General features: G+C 73.5%; 17 protein-coding genes. 7 read left to right on the top strand and 10 right to left on the bottom strand.

What is annotated here, in order from left to right; translation table 11 throughout:
• Positions 1–30: 30 nt before the first annotated feature.
• Positions 31–1,479 (top strand): glycine hydroxymethyltransferase, encoded by a 1,449-nt coding sequence (locus ACI2LW_RS02070; RefSeq protein ID WP_404729179.1) that lies wholly within the window; start codon positions 31–33, stop codon positions 1,477–1,479.
• Positions 1,480–1,562: 83 nt separating this feature from the next.
• Here the strand turns inward: ACI2LW_RS02070 and ACI2LW_RS02065 are convergent, their stop codons facing one another.
• Positions 1,563–2,243: a hypothetical protein gene (locus ACI2LW_RS02065; RefSeq protein WP_404729501.1), complete on the bottom strand. Its 681-nt coding sequence runs from the start codon at positions 2,241–2,243 to the stop codon at positions 1,563–1,565.
• Between the two features lie 246 nt (positions 2,244–2,489).
• On the opposite strand from ACI2LW_RS02065, the gene trpS reads away from it, so the two are divergent.
• A complete protein-coding gene (gene trpS, locus ACI2LW_RS02060; RefSeq protein ID WP_404729178.1) occupies positions 2,490–3,503 on the top strand; it encodes a tryptophan--tRNA ligase in 1,014 nt (337 codons plus the stop codon).
• A gap of 169 nt (positions 3,504–3,672) precedes the next feature.
• The gene (locus tag ACI2LW_RS02055) at positions 3,673–4,254 is read left to right on the top strand and encodes a 2'-5' RNA ligase family protein (RefSeq protein ID WP_404729177.1); all 582 of its coding nucleotides are present in this window, start codon (positions 3,673–3,675) and stop codon (positions 4,252–4,254) included.
• Between the two features lie 107 nt (positions 4,255–4,361).
• On the opposite strand, the gene ACI2LW_RS02050 is transcribed toward ACI2LW_RS02055, so the two are convergent.
• The gene (locus tag ACI2LW_RS02050; protein WP_404729500.1) at positions 4,362–5,126 is read right to left on the bottom strand and encodes an SDR family NAD(P)-dependent oxidoreductase; all 765 of its coding nucleotides are present in this window, start codon (positions 5,124–5,126) and stop codon (positions 4,362–4,364) included.
• 167 nt (positions 5,127–5,293) lie between these two features.
• Between ACI2LW_RS02050 and ACI2LW_RS02045 the strand changes: the two genes are divergently transcribed.
• On the top strand, positions 5,294–6,202 hold the full coding sequence (locus tag ACI2LW_RS02045) for a YihY/virulence factor BrkB family protein (RefSeq protein ID WP_404729176.1): 909 nt from the start codon (positions 5,294–5,296) through the stop codon (positions 6,200–6,202).
• Here the strand turns inward: ACI2LW_RS02045 and ACI2LW_RS02040 are convergent.
• Entirely contained in the window at positions 6,150–7,412 is a 1,263-nt protein-coding gene (locus tag ACI2LW_RS02040) for a D-alanyl-D-alanine carboxypeptidase family protein (protein WP_404729175.1), read from the bottom strand. The genes ACI2LW_RS02045 and ACI2LW_RS02040 overlap by 53 nt on opposite strands.
• 91 nt (positions 7,413–7,503) lie before the next feature.
• Here ACI2LW_RS02040 and ACI2LW_RS02035 point away from each other — a divergent pair, with 91 nt between their 5' ends.
• Positions 7,504–7,743, top strand: coding sequence for an SCO4848 family membrane protein (locus ACI2LW_RS02035; protein WP_404729174.1), 240 nt, complete (start codon positions 7,504–7,506; stop codon positions 7,741–7,743).
• A 44-nt stretch (positions 7,744–7,787) separates the two neighbouring features.
• Entirely contained in the window at positions 7,788–9,200 is a 1,413-nt protein-coding gene (locus ACI2LW_RS02030; RefSeq protein ID WP_404729173.1) for a metallophosphoesterase, read from the top strand.
• 177 nt (positions 9,201–9,377) lie between these two features.
• On the opposite strand, the gene ACI2LW_RS02025 is transcribed toward ACI2LW_RS02030, so the two are convergent.
• Positions 9,378–10,856 carry a sensor histidine kinase gene (locus ACI2LW_RS02025; RefSeq protein ID WP_404729172.1) on the bottom strand — a complete coding sequence of 493 codons (1,479 nt, stop codon included), beginning with the start codon at positions 10,854–10,856 and terminating at the stop codon, positions 9,378–9,380.
• Entirely contained in the window at positions 10,853–11,542 is a 690-nt protein-coding gene (locus ACI2LW_RS02020; protein ID WP_404729171.1) for a response regulator transcription factor, read from the bottom strand. Before ACI2LW_RS02020 ends, ACI2LW_RS02025 begins: the two co-directional genes overlap by 4 nt.
• Positions 11,543–11,703: 161 nt before the next feature.
• On the opposite strand from ACI2LW_RS02020, the gene ACI2LW_RS02015 reads away from it, so the two are divergent.
• Positions 11,704–14,130 carry an MMPL family transporter gene (locus tag ACI2LW_RS02015; protein ID WP_404729499.1) on the top strand — a complete coding sequence of 809 codons (2,427 nt, stop codon included), beginning with the start codon at positions 11,704–11,706 and terminating at the stop codon, positions 14,128–14,130.
• Here the strand turns inward: ACI2LW_RS02015 and ACI2LW_RS02010 are convergent.
• The 5 genes from ACI2LW_RS02010 to ACI2LW_RS01990 form a co-directional block, all read right to left on the bottom strand.
• The gene (locus tag ACI2LW_RS02010) at positions 14,102–14,716 is read right to left on the bottom strand and encodes a Uma2 family endonuclease (RefSeq protein ID WP_404729170.1); all 615 of its coding nucleotides are present in this window, start codon (positions 14,714–14,716) and stop codon (positions 14,102–14,104) included. The genes ACI2LW_RS02015 and ACI2LW_RS02010 overlap by 29 nt on opposite strands.
• 90 nt (positions 14,717–14,806) lie before the next feature.
• Positions 14,807–15,553: a TetR family transcriptional regulator gene (locus ACI2LW_RS02005; RefSeq protein ID WP_404729169.1), complete on the bottom strand. Its 747-nt coding sequence runs from the start codon at positions 15,551–15,553 to the stop codon at positions 14,807–14,809.
• A 9-nt stretch (positions 15,554–15,562) separates the two neighbouring features.
• Positions 15,563–16,111 carry a thiol-disulfide oxidoreductase DCC family protein gene (locus ACI2LW_RS02000; protein WP_404729168.1) on the bottom strand — a complete coding sequence of 183 codons (549 nt, stop codon included), beginning with the start codon at positions 16,109–16,111 and terminating at the stop codon, positions 15,563–15,565.
• Positions 16,108–16,515 carry a hypothetical protein gene (locus tag ACI2LW_RS01995; RefSeq protein WP_404729167.1) on the bottom strand — a complete coding sequence of 136 codons (408 nt, stop codon included), beginning with the start codon at positions 16,513–16,515 and terminating at the stop codon, positions 16,108–16,110. Before ACI2LW_RS01995 ends, ACI2LW_RS02000 begins: the two co-directional genes overlap by 4 nt.
• Positions 16,516–16,684: 169 nt before the next feature.
• Positions 16,685–17,095, bottom strand: a complete 411-nt coding sequence (locus ACI2LW_RS01990; protein ID WP_404729166.1) for a VOC family protein — start codon at positions 17,093–17,095, stop codon at positions 16,685–16,687.
• Positions 17,096–17,121: the final 26 nt, after the last annotated feature.

Below are 17,121 nucleotides of genomic sequence, written 5' to 3'. Positions count from 1 at the left end.
ACGCTGAACGCACGCCGTCCGGAGGTCCCCATGTCCAAGCATCCCCTCTCCCCGGAGTCCACCGCCTTCCGCGCCGCCCTCGACGTGATCCGCGCGGTCGAGCCGCGTGTCGCCGACGCGATCGGCCAGGAGGTGGCGGACCAGCGCGAGATGCTCAAGCTGATCGCCTCCGAGAACTACGCCTCCCCGGCCACCCTGCTGGCGATGGGCAACTGGTTCAGCGACAAGTACGCCGAGGGCACCGTCGGCCGCCGCTTCTACGCCGGATGCCGCAACGTCGACACCGTGGAGTCGCTGGCCGCCGAGCACGCGCGCGAGCTGTTCGGCGCCCGCCACGCCTACGTCCAGCCGCACTCCGGCATCGACGCCAACCTCGTCGCCTTCTGGGCCGTGCTCGCCCAGCGCGTCGAGGTGCCCGCCCTGGAGAAGGCCGGCGCCCGCCAGGTCAACGACCTGTCCGAGCAGGACTGGGCGGAGCTGCGCCGCGCCTTCGGCAACCAGCGCATGCTCGGCATGTCCCTGGACGCCGGCGGTCACCTCACCCACGGCTTCCGCCCGAACATCTCCGGCAAGATGTTCGACCAGCGCTCCTACGGCACGGACCCGGCGACCGGCCTGATCGACTACGACGCGCTGCGCGCCCAGGCCCGCGAGTTCAAGCCGCTGATCATCGTCGCCGGCTACTCCGCCTACCCCCGCCTGGTGAACTTCCGGACCATGCGGGAGATCGCCGACGAGGTGGGCGCCACCCTCATGGTCGACATGGCCCACTTCGCGGGCCTGGTCGCCGGCAAGGTGCTCACCGGCGACTTCGACCCGGTGCCGCACGCCCAGATCGTCACCACCACCACGCACAAGTCGCTGCGCGGCCCGCGCGGCGGCATGGTGCTGTGCGACGACTCCCTCAAGGACCAGGTCGACCGCGGCTGCCCGATGGTGCTCGGCGGCCCGCTGCCGCACGTCATGGCCGCCAAGGCGGTCGCCCTGGCCGAGGCCCGGCAGGACTCCTTCCGCGACTACGCCCAGCGCATCGTCGACAACTCCCGCGCCCTCGCCGAGGGCCTGATGCGGCGCGGCGCCACCCTCGTCACCGGCGGCACCGACAACCACCTCAACCTGATCGACGTCGCCACCTCCTACGGTCTCACCGGCCGCCAGGCCGAGGCGGCCCTGCTCGAGTCGGGCATCGTCACCAACCGCAACGCGATCCCGGCCGACCCCAACGGCGCCTGGTACACCTCCGGCATCCGCGTCGGCACCCCCGCCCTGACCACCCGGGGCCTGGGCACCGCGGAGATGGACGAGGTCGCCGGCCTGATCGACCGGGTGCTGACGGCCACCGAGCCCGGCACCACCGCCAAGGGCGCCCCCTCCAAGGCCCAGCACGTCCTCGACGCCAAGATCTCCGACGAGATCTCCCGCCGCGCCACGGACCTGGTGGCCGGCTTCCCGCTGTACCCGGAGATCGACCTCGGCTGATCCGCCGCCGCCCCCGCCCTCGCCGCCCCGGGGCCGGACGGCCGCCCCGGGCCCCGGGGAGGCGTCCGGGCCCCCGGAAGCGGTCAGAGGTCGATCAGCTCCTGCCGCGGCTCCCGGCGCGGCGGACCGTCCCCGCGCCGGCCCGCCGCACGCCGCACCAGCACGGAGCCGGCGATCCCGGCCGCGGCGCCCGCGGCCGCCCACCACACCCGCTCCCGCGTCCCGTCGCCGCCGGCCGTCACGGGCGGGCGGCCGAGCAGGCCGTCGTGGTCCGCGAGGTCGAAGAACCGGCGCGGTGCCCGGTGCCAGCGGATGTCGTCGTCGGGCAGGTCCGGGGCGGGGTCGGTGCGCACCCACGGAGTGCCGTCCTCGGCCACGAACAGCTGGTCCTGGCGCAGCATCGCCACGTCGCCGCCGGGCGCCCGGTTCGTCTGCGGCCAGCCCCCGACCCCGGTCAGCCCCCACAGCACGGTGATCCGTACCGGCGGATGGCGGCCCTCGGTCCAGGCCTGGGGGACCCGCTCGGTGGCCGGATACGCCGGGTCCAGCACGCCGCGCAGCGCGTCGAACTCCGTCTCCCCGGAATGCCAGGCCGCGGTCCGCCCGGTGGCGGTGTACGTGACCACCGCCACATCGGGCTCCGCGCAGCGCCCCGGAGCCGCACCGGGAGCAGCGCCGGGCTCCGCACAGGGCCCCGAGACGGATCCCGGGCGAGGCGCCGGGGCTTCCACCGCAACGGCCCCCGGCCGGCCCGCCGGCGCCATGACCGCCGCCGCAGCCGCCGGCGCCAGGACCACCGCCGTAGCCACCACCACCGCACCCGCCGCCATCGCACCCGTCACCACCGCACCCGCCGGCCGTCGCACGAGGACCCCCTCCTCCCCTTCCGTCCCTCCGGCTCTACCTACCCACCCCGTGGGCACAACGGACCCGCCGCGGCGCGCGACGGGTGCGGGGCCGGTGCCCGGCCAGTTCCGGATCAGTGCCCCGCACCTGAGAGAATGGTGCACATGGCCAACGACCGACCCCGTGTGCTCTCCGGAATCCAGCCCACCGCAGGCTCGTTCCACCTCGGCAACTACCTGGGCGCCGTCCGCCAGTGGGTGGCCCTGCAGGAGACCCACGACGCGTTCTACATGGTCGTCGACCTGCACGCGATCACGGTCCCGCAGGACCCGGCCGAGCTGCGCGCCAACACCCGGCTGGCCGCCGCCCAGCTGCTGGCCGCCGGTCTCGACCCGGAGCGGTGCACGCTGTTCGTCCAGAGCCATGTGCCCGAGCACGCCCAGCTCGCCTGGGTGATGAACTGCCTCACCGGCTTCGGCGAGGCGTCCCGGATGACCCAGTTCAAGGACAAGTCCGCCAAGCAGGGCGCCGACCGCGCCTCGGTCGGCCTGTTCACGTACCCGATCCTCCAGGTCGCCGACATCCTGCTGTACCAGGCCAACGAGGTGCCCGTCGGGGAGGACCAGCGCCAGCACATCGAGCTGACCCGCGACCTCGCCGAGCGCTTCAACGGCCGCTTCGGCGACACCTTCACCGTTCCCAGCGCGTACATCCTCAAGGAGACGGCGAAGATCTACGACCTCCAGGACCCGACGATCAAGATGAGCAAGTCGGCGTCCACGCCGAAGGGCCTGATCAACCTGCTGGACGAGCCCAAGGCCACGGCCAAGAAGGTCAGGAGCGCCGTCACCGACACCGACACCGTCGTCCGCTTCGACCCGGAGGCCAAGCCGGGCGTCAGCAACCTCCTGACGATCTACTCGACCCTGACGGGTACGGGTATCGGCGAACTGGAGGAGAAGTACGCGGGCAAGGGCTACGGTGCGCTCAAGACGGATCTCGCCGAGGTCATGGTCGAGTTCGTGACGCCGTTCCGGGAGCGCACCCAGGCCTACCTGGACGACCCGGAGACGCTGGACTCGGTGCTGGCCAAGGGCGCGGAGAAGGCGCGCGCGGTCGCCGCGGAGACGCTCTCCCAGGCGTACGCCAGGGTGGGCTTCCTGCCCGCCAAGCACTGAGGCGCGCTCCCGCACATTCCCGTACCCGGGCAAAGCGCTGCACATCACTCCGGCTGCGCCTGCCCACGGCACGGCCGTGGTCGTACAGTCGAAGCCGGACGGCGGTGACGAAAACGGCCAAACCGCGAAGAACGAAAAGACGAGCCTTCCGGCAGACGAAGGAGACGACGTGGGGACCGTAACGATCGGCGTGTCGATCGCGGTCCCGGAGCCCCACGGCAGCCTGCTCCAGCAGCGGCGCGTGGGCTTCGGCGACGCCGCGGCTCACGGCATCTTCACGCACGTCACCCTGCTGCCGCCGACCGAGGTCGACCCGGCGGACCTGCCGGCCATCGAGGCCCATCTGACCGAGGTGGCCGCGGCCGGGCGCCCCTTCACCATGCGGCTGTCCGGCACGGACACCTTCCGGCCGCTGTCACCGGTGGTGTACGTACGGGTCGTCGAGGGCGCCGAGGCGTGCACCTGGCTGCAGAAGCAGGTCCGCGACGCCTCCGGCCCGGTGGCCCGCGAGCTGCAGTTCCCCTACCACCCGCACGTCACGGTGGCGCACGGCATCGAGGACGCGGCGATGGACCGCGCCTTCGAGGAGCTCGCCGGCTACGAGGCCGAGTGGCAGTGCACCGGTTTCGCCCTGCACGAGCAGGGCGGCGACGGAGTCTGGCGCAGGCTGCGCGAGTTCGCCTTCGGCGGCCGTGCCGTGGTGCCCCCGCAGGCGGGCCCGGTGGACCGCGGCACCCTGCCCGCACGGTAGGCGGCGCCCGCACGGGAGGCGGCGCCCGCACGGCAGGCGGCGCCCGCACGGCAGGCGGCGCCCGCCCGCACGGCAGGTGGCGCCCGCACGGCAGGTGGCGCGGCCGCTCACAGCGGCAGCCGCCGGTACAGCGCCCGCGGCAGGTGCCGCAGCACCCCCGCCGCCAGCCGCAGCCTGCCGGGCACCCACACGTTCTCCGAGCGCCGCCGCAGGCCGAGTTCGACGGCCGAGGCGACCTCCTCCGGCGTGCTCGACAGCGGTTCGGCCGCCCGGCCCGCCGTGGCCGGCGACCGCACGAACCCGGGGCGTACGACCATGACGTGCACGCCCGTGCCGTACAGCGCGTCGCCCAGCCCCTGCGTGAAGGTGTCGAGCCCCGCCTTGCTGGAGCCGTAGATGAAGTCGGTGCGGCGGGCCCGCTCGGCGGCCACCGAGGAGAGCACCACCAGCGAGCCGTGCCCCTGGTTCTGCAGCTCCCGCGCCACCACCAGCCCCGCGGACACCGCGCCGGTGTAGTTGGTCTGCGCGACCCGCACCGCGTTCAGCGGCTCCCGCTCGTCGTAGGCCTGGTCGCCGTGCACACCGAAGGCCAGCAACGCCATGTCGACCGGTCCCTCGGCGAACACCTTGCCGAGAGCCGCGTCGTGGGAGGCGGGGTCGAGCGCGTCGAAGGCGACCGTGCGCACCTCGGCGCCCAGCGACCGCAGATGGGCGGCGGCCTCCTCCAGCGCCGGCGAGGGCCGGCCCGCCAGCCACACCGTGCGGGTGCGCCGGGCGATCAGCCGCCGGGCGACGGCCAGCGCGATCCCCGAGGTGCCGCCGAGGACGAGCAGCGACCGGGGCAGCCGGCCGGCCGGGGCGAGGCGGTCCAGGCGCGGGAGGCGGTCCAGGCGGGGGAGGAGGTCGGGACGGGCGGGGCGGTGCAGACCGGAGGCATCCTTCACGGCAGACGACTGTATCGCTCGGTTATGGGCGTTTTGTCGCAGAAACGCGGTGTCGGCGCCGCCATGGAGCGGGCACCGGCGGGCACTGTCGGGTCATGGACTGGCTGAGGAACCTCCCCGTCGTCGGCCCCTGGGCGGCCCGCCTGATGCTCACGCACGCCTGGCGGTCCTACGAACGGCTGGACCGGGTCAAGTGGACGCGGCTGGCCGCCGCGATGACGTTCGTCAGCTTCGTCGCGCTCTTCCCGCTGCTCACGGTGGGCGCCGCGATCGGCGCCGCGACGCTCGGCGCCGGGCGGCAGCGCGCCCTGCAGAGCCGGATCGAGCAGCAGTTCCCCGGTCTGGGCGGTCAACTGGACATCGGCGCCCTGGTGGAGAACGCCGGCACCGTCGGTGTGATCGCGGGCGCCGTACTGCTGCTGACCGGCATCGGCTGGGTCGGCCAGATGCGCGACTGCCTGCGCGCCGTCTGGGAGTTGCCCGACCCGGAGGAGAACCCGCTGCTGGGCAAGGTGAAGGACGCGGGCGTCCTGGTCGGCTTCGGCGGCGCGGTGGTGGTCACGCTCGCCGTCTCCACCGTCGCCTCGGCCGCCGTCGGCTGGACCTCCCGCCAGTTCGGCCTGGACGAACACGGCTGGGGCAGCGTGCTGTTGCGGATCGTCGCCTTCGCCGTAGCCGTGCTCGCCGACTTCCTGGTGCTGCTGTACGTCCTCACGCTGCTGCCCGGGGTCGAGCCGCCCCGCCGCCGGCTGCTGGTCGCGGCGCTGCTCGGGGCGGTCGGCTTCGAGCTGCTGAAGCTGCTGCTCAGTGGCTACATCCAGGGGGTCGCGGCGAAGAGCGTGTACGGCGCCTTCGGGGTCCCCGTCGCCCTGCTGCTGTGGATCAACTTCACCTCCAAGCTGGTGCTGTACTGCGCGTCCTGGACGGCGACGGGAAGCAAGGGGGCGGCGGTCAGGAACGGCTCCGGCGGCGCACCAGATCCGGCAGCGGCCAGCGGCGGTTGACCAGGAAGACCCCGGCCGCCAGCAGCGCCAGCACCCCGGCGGTGATGCCGAGGGCGACCCCGGCGCCGCTCGAGCCCTTGGCGACGGAGGCGCCGGCCACCGGGCGGGACGAGGAGCCGCCGCCCCCGCCACCCGCCCGGCCCGCCGAGGGGGTCGCGCCGGGCCGGCCCGCGCTCGTCGGCGGCACCAGCTCGCCCACCGGTCGCACTTTGCCGGCCGCCTTGAAGCCCCAGTCGAAGAGCCTCGCGGTCTCCTTGTAGACCTCGTTGTGCTCCTTCTTCTCCGGGTTCATCACCGTGACGAGCAGCACCCGGCCGTCCCGCTCGGCGACGCCGGTGAAGGTGGCGCCCGCGTGGGTGGTGTTGCCGTTCTTCACCCCCGCGATGCCCTGGTAGACGGAGATGTCGTAGTCGCCGCTCAGCAGCCGGTTGGTGTTCTGGATCTCGAAGGAACCCCGCGAGGTCCTGCCCTTCTTGTCCTTCTTCGTCTCGCCGGGGAACTTGGCCCGCACGGTCGAGCAGTACTCCCGGAAGTCCTTCTTCTGCAGCCCGGAGCGGGCGAACAGGGTCAGGTCGTACGCCGAGGAGACCTGGCGGTCCGCGTCGTAGCCGTCCGGGCTCACCACGTGGGTGTCCAGCGCCCGCAGTTCACGGGCGTGCGCGTTCATGTCCTTCACGGTCTGCGGGACACCGCCGTTCATCGCGGCCAGCACATGCACCGCGTCGTTGCCGGAGCGCAGGAAGACGCCCAGCCACAGGTCGTGCACCGTGTAGGTCTCGTTCTCCTTGATCCCGACCAGGCTGGACCCCTCGCCCATCCCGGCCAGGTCGCTCGCGGCCACCTTGTGCTTCTGGGACCTGGGGAACTTCGGCAGCACCGTGTCCGCGAACAGCATCTTCAGCGTGCTCGCCGGGGGCAGCTGCCAGTGCGCGTTGTGCGCGGCCAGCACCTCGCCGGACTCGGCGTCGGCGACGATCCAGGAGCGCGCGGTGAGGTCCTTGGGCAGTACGGGCGCGCCGCCCGCCAGGTCGACCTGGGTGCCCGCCCGGCCCAGGCGGGCGCCGCCCACGGCCGACATCTGCGCCGGCGGAGTGGCCGAGGTCCTGGGGGCCGGCACCGCGAGCGCGGCGGGCGCGGTCAGCGAAACGGATATCAGGGCGGCGGAAGTGACCAGCAGGGATCGCCTGGTGGTCCGGTGAGGTGCGAGCACGCTCGGAAAGGTACCTGTCATGGACATCGGTGTCCCAGGCCCCCTCCCACCCCGGGGCCGGAGCCGGATGCCCGGCAGCGATACTGGAGGTATGAAGCTCAGCCGCCCCCTGTCCTGGTTCCTGCTCGCCTTCGGGGTGTGGAGCTGGGTCATCTGGGTCACTTTCGTCAAGAATCTCGTCAAGGACGGCAGCGGGCTCGCCTTCGACCACGGCCGGCCGACGGCGTACTTCTGGGTCCATCTGGCCCTGGCCATCGCGTCCTTCGTATGGGGGACGGTCATCGGTGGCATCGGGTTGCGCGGGCTGCGCGCCCTGCGCCGCCCGTCATAGCGTTTCGGACATACCGCGCGAGCGACGGAAGGGTCGGGCAGCACATGGTGGTCGTCGTGGTGCTGGTGGCACTGCTGGTACTGGCCGCCGTGGTGGCGGCCAACTGGTACGTGTGGCGGCGCCTGTTCCGCGACACGACCCGCGCCCCGGGACGGGTGCGGCGCGCGGGTGCGGCGCTGATCGCCGGGGGCTGGGCGCTGGCCGTGGGGGCCCTGGCCGCCGAACGCGCCGGCGCCCCCTTCGCGCTCCAGCGCGCCCTGGCCTGGCCCGGGTTCCTGTGGGCGGCTCTCTCGCTGTACCTGCTGCTCGCGGTGGTCGCCGGTGAGCTCCTGCGCCCGCTGCTGATGCGGCTGCCGGTCCGGGGCGCCCGCCGCGCCGCGCGGACCCGCGGCGTCCCGTCCGAGCCGTCCGAGGAGCCGGTGCCCGCGTCGGTCACCACACCCTCCGGCGCCACGTCCGCGTCCGGAGCCTCCCGGCCCGCGCCCGGAAGCTCCCGTTGCGTGTCCGGAGCCTCCCGGTCCACGCCCGGAAGCTCCCGGTCCGCGCCCGGAACCGGCCGCGAGCAGGACGGCTCACCCACGCCGCCCCGGCCGCCCGCGCGGCCCGCACCGGACACGCCCGCCTCCGCCGGCCCCACCCGGCGGCTGTTCGTCTCCCGGGTCGTCGCCGGGGCGGCGGCCGCCGCGGCCGCCGGGACGGTCGGCTACGGGACGTACGGCGTGCTGCGCGGGCCCGGTGTGAAACGGGTCACCGTGCCGCTCGCCCGACTCCCGCGCACGGCCGACGGGTTCCGGATCGCCGTGGTCAGCGACATCCATCTGGGACCGGTCCTCGGGCGCGGCTTCGCACAGCGGGTCGTGGACACCGTCAACGCGACCCAGCCCGACCTCATCGCGGTCGTCGGCGACCTCGTGGACGGCAGCGTCGGGGACCTCGGCCCGGCCGCGGCCCCGCTGGCCGGACTGCGGGCCCGGCACGGCGCGTACTTCGTCACCGGGAACCACGAGTACTTCTCCGGCGCCGCGCAGTGGGTGGAGGAGGTGCGGCGGCTCGGGCTGCACCCGCTGGAGAACGCGCGCACCGAGCTGCCCGCGTTCGACCTCGCCGGGGTCAACGACGTGCGGGGCGCCGGCGAGGGCCGGGGACCCGACTTCGGCCGCGCGCTCGGCGGCCGGGACCCCGCCCGCGCCTGTGTGCTGCTGGCCCATCAGCCGGTGCAGATCCACGAGGCCGTACGGCACGGCGTGGACCTCCAGCTCTCCGGCCACACCCACGGGGGCCAGCTGTGGCCCGGCAGCCTGATCGCCGCCGCGGCCAATCCCACGGTCGCGGGCCTGGAGCGCTACGGCGACACCCAGCTGTACGTCAGCCGGGGAGCCGGTGCGTGGGGACCGCCCACCCGCGTGGGCGCTCCGTCGGACATCACCGTGATCCAGCTCGCTTCGCGCGAGGCGTGAAACGGACGCTTCCCGCCCGCTGTCCTCCGCCTGGGGAAGCCCCGCCGGATCCGACGGCGGCGGCGCACTCCGCGGGGCGGCCCGGTGGCGGTCCGGCGCCGGGCGGCGGGAGGTCCCGGGCGGCCCGCGGGAGGTTCGCGGCGGGCCGCGGACGGTCCGGGCCGGGCCGCGGGCACGTCACGCCGTGTCCTCCCCGGCCGCCGTCGCCGCCGGCAGCACGACCGTCACCGCGAAGCCCTGGCCCAAGGCCGTGCGGACCGTGACCGTGCCGCCGTGCGCGGCCACCACCCCCTGCACGATGGCCATCCCCAGCCCGCTGCCCGCGCCGCCGCCCGCGCGGAAGAAGCGGTCGAAGACGCGGGCCGCGTCGTCCTCGTCCAGCCCCGGGCCCTTGTCCGCGACCAGCAGCCGTACCGTCCCCGCCACGCGCTCCGCGGCGAGCCGCACCGGGACGTCGGCGGGCGTGTGCACCCGGACGTTGGTCACCAGGTTGCCCAGCACCTGGCGCAGCCCCGACTCGTCGGCGCGCACCGGCAGCGCGCCGTCCGCCTCGACCGTCAGCGGCCGCTCCGGCTGCTGCGCCCGCAGGTCCTCGGCCGCGTCGCGCACCAGACGGCCGGCGTCCACCTCGCGCAGCCGCAGTTCTGGCCGCTGGTCGAGGCGGGCCAGGGTGAGCAGCTCGTCCACCAGCCGCCCCATGCGGTCGGCCTCGGCGTTCATCCGGTCCCAGGCGCGCCTGCGCTCGGCCGGCTCGGTCAGCATCCCCTTGTCGTACAGCTGGAGATAGCCCCGTATCGCCGCCAGCGGGGTGCGCAGCTCGTGCGAGGCGTCGGCCACGAAGCGGCGCAGCTGGGCCGCGCTGCGCTCGCGCGTGCGGTACGCCGACTCCACCTGGTGCAGCATCGAGTTCAGCGCGACCCGCAACTGTTCGACCTCCTGGGTCGGATGGTGGCTGGAGGGCACCCGCCGGGTCAGATCCCCCTCGGCGATGGCCGAGGAGGTCTCCACCATGTCCTCCAGCGGCAGCATCCGGCGCCGCACGGAGAACATGGTCAGGCACGCCAGCAGCGCCAGCAGCAGCGTGCCGACGGCCAGGTCCAGCTTCAGCGCCTTGCCGATGCCCCGGTGCAGCGCGTCGGTGGTGCTGGCGAGCACGATGTAGTTGCCGTCGTCGAGCCGGGCGGCGGTCGCCCGGTAGGAGGCGCCGTGCAGGCCGATGTCCTCGGGCGTGCTGCCGGCGGCCAGCGCGCGCGGGTCGCCGACGGCGTCGGCCAGGGCACGCTGGGCGTCGCTGGGCGCGAAACCGGCGATCGGGATGGCCCGGCCGCCGGGGTCGACGGCGGTGAACACCGAGTCCGGCCGGGACCGCTGGCCGGCGGGCTGCACGAACCGGTCCCGGATCAGGGCCAGCGCGGCCAGCGAGTCGATCTGCCGCATGGTCAGCCCCGAACTGCCCAGCGACTGCCTGGTCTTCATCAGCTGGGCGTCGATCTGCCCGAGCAGGTAGTGCCGCATCCCCATCAGGCTCACCGCCGTCGCGACGACGATGCCCACGGCGAGCAGCCCCACGTTGGCCAGCGTCAGCTTGCCGCGCAGCGAGTGGGTGCCGCGCCGGCGCTGCGGCGCACGCGGCCGCCGGAGCCGGGGAATCCTCATGCCAGCCCGTACCCGACGCCGCGCCGGGTGGTGATCACCGGGGCGCCCAGGGCGTCCAGCTTGCGCCGCAGATAGCTGATGTAGGTCTCGACGACCGTGGACTCCGACGGCGTGTGCTCGTACTGCCAGACGTGCTTGAGGAGTTGCTCCTTGGGCACGATCCGGCCGCCGTTGCGCACCAGGAAGCGCAGCAGGGCGTACTCGGTGGGCGTCAGCTCCACGGTCCGGCCCGCGCGGCGCACCGAGTACGTCGTCTCGTCCAGCTCCAGGTCGCCGTAGCGCAGCGGCGGGCGCTGCGGCAGGACGTCGGCGGGACGGGTGCGGCGCAGCACCGCGGTGAGCCGCGCGACCACCTCGTCGATGTTGAACGGCTTGGTGATGTAGTCGTCGCCGAAGGACAGCGCGCCGACGATCTCGCCCGGCGAGTCGCGGGCGGTGAGGAATATCAGCGCCAGCTCGGGCTGCCGGGACCGCAGTTCCCGGCCCAGCCCCCGCCCGTCGCCGTCCGGGAGCATCACGTCCAGCAGGGCCGCGTCCGGCCGGGTGCGCCCGGCGAGCGTGCGGGCCTCGCGGACGGTGCCCGCCGTCATCACCTCGAAGCGGTGGTAGCGCAGGGCGATCGCGAGGACGTCCGCGATGCTCGGCTCGTCCTCCACGACCAGCACGGTGCCTGGGGCCGTCGTCATGCCCCCAGTATCGGCTCCGCCGCCCGCGCCCGGGGCCGCCACCGCTTTGGAGTTCCTTGAGAGTTGCGCGCGGCACCCCTCGCACGCGGGGAGCGCCGCCGATGCTGGAGCCAGGACCTGGGGGACCGACCGAGGACGAAGGGGCGTTGAGCGTGACGGCATTGGCACGGTGGTGCTACCGGCACCGGCTGGTGGTCCTGTTGGTGTGGGTGGGGGCGCTGTTGGGGCTGGGAGCGACGGCCTCCTCGGCGGGCACGGACTACGCGAACGTGTTCTCGCTCCCGGACACGGACTCCAAGCGCGCGTACGACCTGATGGAGAAGGCCTTCCCGGCGCGCGCCGGCGACACCGACACGGTGGTGTGGAAGACGGACCGGGGCACGGTCCGGGACCGGGACGTACGGTCCCGGATCCAGCCGGCGCTGGACCGGATCGCGCACATGGAGGGCGTCGGCGACGTCGCCGGGCCGTACACGGGTCCGCAGGGAGCGGCGCAGATCAGCCGGGACGGGCGTATCGCCTACGCGCAGATCACCTTCACCGAGCGGGCGAACGCCGTACCCAAGGACCTGGTGCAGAACGTCGTCGACACCGCCCGGGGCGCCGAAGCGGCGGGCCTGGAGGTCGAGTTGGGCGGCCAGGCCATCCAGCGGGTGCAGGAGCCGCCCACCGGCCTCGCGGAGATGGTCGGCCTGCTGGCCGCGGCCGTGGTGCTGTTCCTGGCCTTCGGCTCGCTGTTCGCGATGCTGCTGCCGATCGCCGTGGCGGTCTTCGGCGTCGGCACCGGGCTCTTCGCCGTGCAGCTCCTCAGCCACACCACCGACATCCCCGACCTCGCCCCGCTGCTGTCCTCGCTGATCGGCCTCGGCGTCGGCATCGACTACGCGCTGTTCATCGTCACCCGGCACCGGCGCGGCATGCTGCGCGGCGACGGCCCGGAGGAGTCGGCGGTCACCGCGCTCAACACCTCCGGCCGGGCGGTGCTGTTCGCGGGCGGCACGGTGTGCATCGCGCTGGCCGGCATGCTGGTGACCAATCTGCGCTTCCTGGACGGCGTGGTCATCGGCACCTCCCTCACCGTCGTGCTCAGCGTGCTGGCGGCGGTCACCCTGCTGCCCGCCCTGCTCGGCTTCCTCGGCCCGCGCGTGCTCAGCCGCAGGCAGCGGCGCCGGACGGCGGCCGGGGGCGTCGAGGCGGAGCGGGCGAGCGGCCCGGCGGCCCGCTGGGCGGCGCAGGTGCAGCGGCGGCCCCGTACGATCGCCGCGCTCGCCGTCGTCGTCATGGCCGTCCTGGCGCTGCCGGTGCTCTCACTGCGCCTGGGCGCCGTGGACCAGGGCAACGACGACCCGTCCACCACCACCCGCAAGGCCTACGACCTGCTCGCCGAGGGCTTCGGCCCGGGCTTCAACGGGCCCCTCCAGGTGGTGTCGGCCGGCGGCGACACCACCACCCTGGTCAAGGACATCGAGGCGACCTCCGGGGTGGCGCGGGTCGCGGCCCTGCCGCCGCGGCACGGGGTGACGGTGATCCAGGTCGTGCCGGCCACCTCGCCGCAGTCCCGGCAGACCGACGACCTCATCGACACCCTGCGGGACGAGGTGATCCCGGGCGCCGGGGCGCGGGCGCACGTGGGCGGGGTCACCGCGGTCTCCAAGGACTTCGCGTCCGTCACCGGCGACCGGCTGCCGTACTTCGTCGCCACCATCATCGGACTCGGCTTCCTGCTCCTGCTGGTCGCCTTCCGCTCCCTGGTGGTGCCGCTGACGGCGGCCGTGATGAACCTGATCGCCGCGGCGGCCTCCTTCGGCGTCCTGGTCGCGATCTTCCAGTGGGGCTGGGGCCTGGACCTGCTCGGCCTCGGCAGGGAGGGCCCGATCAACGCCTTCCTGCCGGTCATCATGCTGTCCCTGCTGTTCGGCCTGTCGATGGACTACCAGGTGTTCCTGGTCAGCCGTATGCACGAGGAGTGGGTGCACACCCGGGACAACGCCCGCGCGGTCCGGGTGGGCCTCGCGGAGACCAGCCGGGTCATCAACTCCGCCGCGCTCATCATGGTCTGCGTCTTCCTGGCCTTCGTGCTGAGCGGCGACAACGGCGCGGCGATGGCGGGCGTGGGCCTCGCGGCGGCGGTCGCCCTGGACGCCTTCATCCTCCGTACGGCCCTCGTCCCGGCGGCGATGCACCTGCTGGGCTCGTCCAACTGGTGGCTGCCGGCCTGGCTGGAGAAGCGGCTGCCGCACCTGGCGGTGGAGCCGGCGGAGGAGTCGCCGGACTCACCGGCGACCGCGGAGGGCCCCGCCTCCGTGGTCCACGGCGTCATCCGCACGGCCGACGGCGACCCGGTCGAGGGCGCCTCGGTGACGCTGCTGTCCAAGGGCGGGCGCCGACTGGACCGGGTGACGTCCCTGGCGGACGGCTCGTACATCGTGTCGGTACCGGGTCCGGGTGCCTATCTGCTGGCGACGACGGCCGCGACGTACGGGTCACGGGCGCACGTGGTGGTGACGGAGGGGCCGTTGCTGTACGACGTGGAGCTGGCGGAGGGTGAGAGGGACGCGGTCAACCGGCCTTCTTCCGCGCGGCCTTGAGGATCTCGGTCACGTCGAGGGTGACCTTGGCGCCGATCGACTCGGGCAGCGTGACGGTCTCGCCGGGGGAGTACGGGCGGTGGTGCTCGTACTTCTCCCCGGTGGGGTCGGTGAGCACGTGCAGGCGCTGGTGCTCGCGGTCGACGATGACATAGACCGGCACCTTCGCCCTGGCGTAGGCGACGGCCTTTGTCTTCAGGTCGTCCCTCCAATTGCCGGCGGTGACCTCGAGGACCAGGCGGAAGCAGACAGGGTCGTACGCGTTGTTCTCGACGAAGTGGTCGTCGATGTCGGCGTCCACGATCACGAGGTCGGGGATGGCGTAGTCCTCGTCCCCGGTGGGCAGCCAGAGGCCGACGTTCTGCAGGACCTCGGTTTCGTCGCCGTGCAGGCCGGCTGCGATGAACGGGATCATGAGGCCGGTGAGGGCGCGGGCGTGAGGGGCATCCGGTGAAGGGGTCACGAGGAGATGTCCTCCGATGATCTCGACTCGGTAGCCCGGATGGCGCTCCATGATCTCGTCGGCGATGGCCGTGAGTGAGAACGGCTGGTCGTCGAAGGGCTGCCCGATGGCTGCGGCGGACATCGCGTGCCTCCCAGGGGCTGGTGTCGAGAGCATCATCGTAGGCAGCCGGGCCTGCCGGTGTCCCGTTACGGGCGGTTCACCCGGAAGTGATCATGTCTCCCGGCGGTTGACCCGCGCCGGGTCCGGGAGCGCCCTCGTCATGCCCGGGAGGAAGTCCCGGAACAGCTCGTGGACCTCGTGCACCAGGGGCCGCAGCACCCGGAACCGGGCGAGGACGACTCCGCGCGCGGTCAGCCGCGCGCCCCGCTCGGCCAGCCGGTAGCTGCGCTCGCGGCCCTCGGTCCGGTCGAAGACCCAGTACAGGACGAGCCCCATCTGCGCGAGCCACATCAGCTCGGGCAGCACCTCCCGCAGCTCCTCCGGCACCTTGGTCCTCGCCCCGTGCAGCACCTGCCGGTGCACGCTGATCGCCTCCCGGCGCGCGTGCTCGGACTCGGGGGAGAAGGGGCTGAGCGGGCTGTCGGGGTCGGCGGCGTTCTTGAAGAACTGCACCGCGAACTCGTGGTAGGGCGTGGCCACGTCCAGCCAGGCCTTCAGCACGCCCGCCAGCCGCGCCTCCAGGTCCCTCTCCCGGGCCAGGACCTCCCGGACCGCCTCCTGGTGCTCGGCGGCGATCCGGTCGTAGAAGCCCTGGATCAGGTGTTCCTTGCCCGCGAAGTAGTAGTACGCGTTGCCGACGGAGACCCCGGCCTCCTTGGCGATGGCCCGCATGGTCGTCCGGTCGTAGCCGCGCTCCTGGAACAGCCGCATGGCCGTCTCCAGGATCAGGGCGCGGGTCTGCTCGGACTTGCTGGGGCCCGCGGCGGGGGCGGGGCCGTCGTCGTTCTTCGGGGACACGGTCAGAGCCTAGCCAGTGGGGCAGGAGCCGCCGGCACAGCCGGGTCGGTCGTACATCCACCCGACGCGCGGGTCGTACGACCACCCGTCCTCGCGCCGGTAGACGCCGCCGCCCCACTGCCCGCCGTCCCACTGCCCGCCGTCCCGCGGCGCGCCGCCCCGCTGCCGGCTCTCACGCCACTTCGCGGCGGCGAGCACCGCGCCCCGGGCGAGCCTCGCCCCGGCCGGGGTGCTGAGCCGGTGGGCCAGCGGCCGGTGCTCGCGCAGCGCCCACAGGACGGTGACCCAGGCGGCGGCGCCCCGGTAGACCTGACCGCAGTCGCCGACCACGGTGATCTCCTCCAGGGTGGACCGGTGGTCGAGGCCGGGGAAGCGGCGCCGCGCCTCCTCGGAGCCCGCCGGCACCAGCTCCAGCCGGACCAGCTGCCGCTGCCGGACGAGCCAGTCGCGCACGAAGGCGCACAGCGAGCACTCGGCGTCGTACAGGACGGTCAGCCCGCGCACCGGGACCCGCGCGGCGCCGGCGCCCCCGTCGGCCACGGCCGGCACCGCGCTCACGCCTCGCCCGCCGGGGCGACCCAGCCCTGCGGCGCGACCGGCGGCACCTGCTCGCGCTCCATGACCCCGCGCCGCCGGATCCGGTTGAGCACGTACACGTTGCCCAGGTGCATGGCGCCGAGCACCAGCAGCACCACGCCGAGCTTGGTCGACAGGGCCTCGAAGATGCCCCGGGTGTCCTCGATGGTGGCGTCGTCGCTCAGATAGAGCGCGACGAAGCCGAGGTTGACCAGGTAGAAGCCGACCACCAGCAGGTGGTTCACGGCGTCGGCGAGCTTCTCGTCGCCGTGCAGCACATCGGCGAGGAAGATCCGCCCGTTCCGGCTGAGCGTGCGGGCCACCCAGATGGTCAGGCAGACGCTGACGAGCAGATAGATGACATAGGCGATGACCGTGCGGTCCATGACCCCACCCCTTCTTGAACGCGTTCAAAACGCTGTCGTGGATGACTGTAGCGATGCTTTTGAACGTGTTCAACACAAGGGTGCGCGGGGCCGGCGTGACCCCCGTCTCAGCCCCAGTCCCTCAGGGTCCCCGCCCCTCAGGGTCCCCGCCCCTCAAGGTCCCAGCCCTTCAGGGCCGCCGGCCCAGCTCCGGCCGCTTGCGGTAGTCGGTGAGGCCGATGACGTTCCCCCACGGGTCGGCGATCTCCACGGTCCAGCCGGTGGCCACCGCGAACGGCTCGTCCAGCAGCGCGACCCCCGCCGCCGTGAGTGCGCGCGCCGCCGCCCGCGCGTCCGCGACCTCCAGCCACACCCGCGGCGCGGCCCACGGCGGCGGCCGGTGCCCGAGCGCCTCCTCCTGACGCAGCAGCAGCCCCGGCGTCTCACCCCCCACCTTCAGCAGCGCGATCCCGGCCTCGTCCAGGCGGAACGCCACCTCGAACCCGGCGCGCCCGTAGAACCCCACGGCCTCGCCGAGGTCCCCCACGGACAGCAGCACGTTGTCGAACCCGAGCAGCTCGTACGACTCTTCGTCTGACATGCCATCAGATTAGATCGGTGCCGGGG

The sequence above is a fragment of the Streptomyces sp. NPDC004065 genome, from assembly GCF_044903565.1.
Classification (GTDB): Bacteria; Actinomycetota; Actinomycetes; order Streptomycetales; family Streptomycetaceae; genus Streptomyces.
The sequence above is the reverse complement of the archived record's forward strand: the minus strand, read 5'-3'. Positions and strand labels throughout refer to the sequence as shown.

Excerpts from the sequence above, each read along its gene's own strand:
- ACI2LW_RS01995 (WP_404729167.1), bottom strand. The coding sequence starts at position 16,515 with ATGGACCGCACGGTCATCGCCTATGTCATCTATCTGCTCGTCAGCGTC.
- trpS (WP_404729178.1), top strand. The coding sequence starts at position 2,490 with ATGGCCAACGACCGACCCCGTGTGCTCTCCGGAATCCAGCCCACCGCA.
- ACI2LW_RS02010 (WP_404729170.1), bottom strand. The coding sequence starts at position 14,716 with ATGTCCGCCGCAGCCATCGGGCAGCCCTTCGACGACCAGCCGTTCTCA.
- ACI2LW_RS02035 (WP_404729174.1), top strand. The coding sequence starts at position 7,504 with ATGAAGCTCAGCCGCCCCCTGTCCTGGTTCCTGCTCGCCTTCGGGGTG.
- ACI2LW_RS02070 (WP_404729179.1), top strand. The coding sequence starts at position 31 with ATGTCCAAGCATCCCCTCTCCCCGGAGTCCACCGCCTTCCGCGCCGCC.
- ACI2LW_RS02030 (WP_404729173.1), top strand. The coding sequence starts at position 7,788 with ATGGTGGTCGTCGTGGTGCTGGTGGCACTGCTGGTACTGGCCGCCGTG.
- ACI2LW_RS02020 (WP_404729171.1), bottom strand. The coding sequence starts at position 11,542 with ATGACGACGGCCCCAGGCACCGTGCTGGTCGTGGAGGACGAGCCGAGC.
- ACI2LW_RS02045 (WP_404729176.1), top strand. The coding sequence starts at position 5,294 with ATGGACTGGCTGAGGAACCTCCCCGTCGTCGGCCCCTGGGCGGCCCGC.
- ACI2LW_RS01990 (WP_404729166.1), bottom strand. The coding sequence starts at position 17,095 with ATGTCAGACGAAGAGTCGTACGAGCTGCTCGGGTTCGACAACGTGCTG.
- ACI2LW_RS02025 (WP_404729172.1), bottom strand. The coding sequence starts at position 10,856 with ATGAGGATTCCCCGGCTCCGGCGGCCGCGTGCGCCGCAGCGCCGGCGC.
- ACI2LW_RS02065 (WP_404729501.1), bottom strand. The coding sequence starts at position 2,243 with ATGGCGCCGGCGGGCCGGCCGGGGGCCGTTGCGGTGGAAGCCCCGGCG.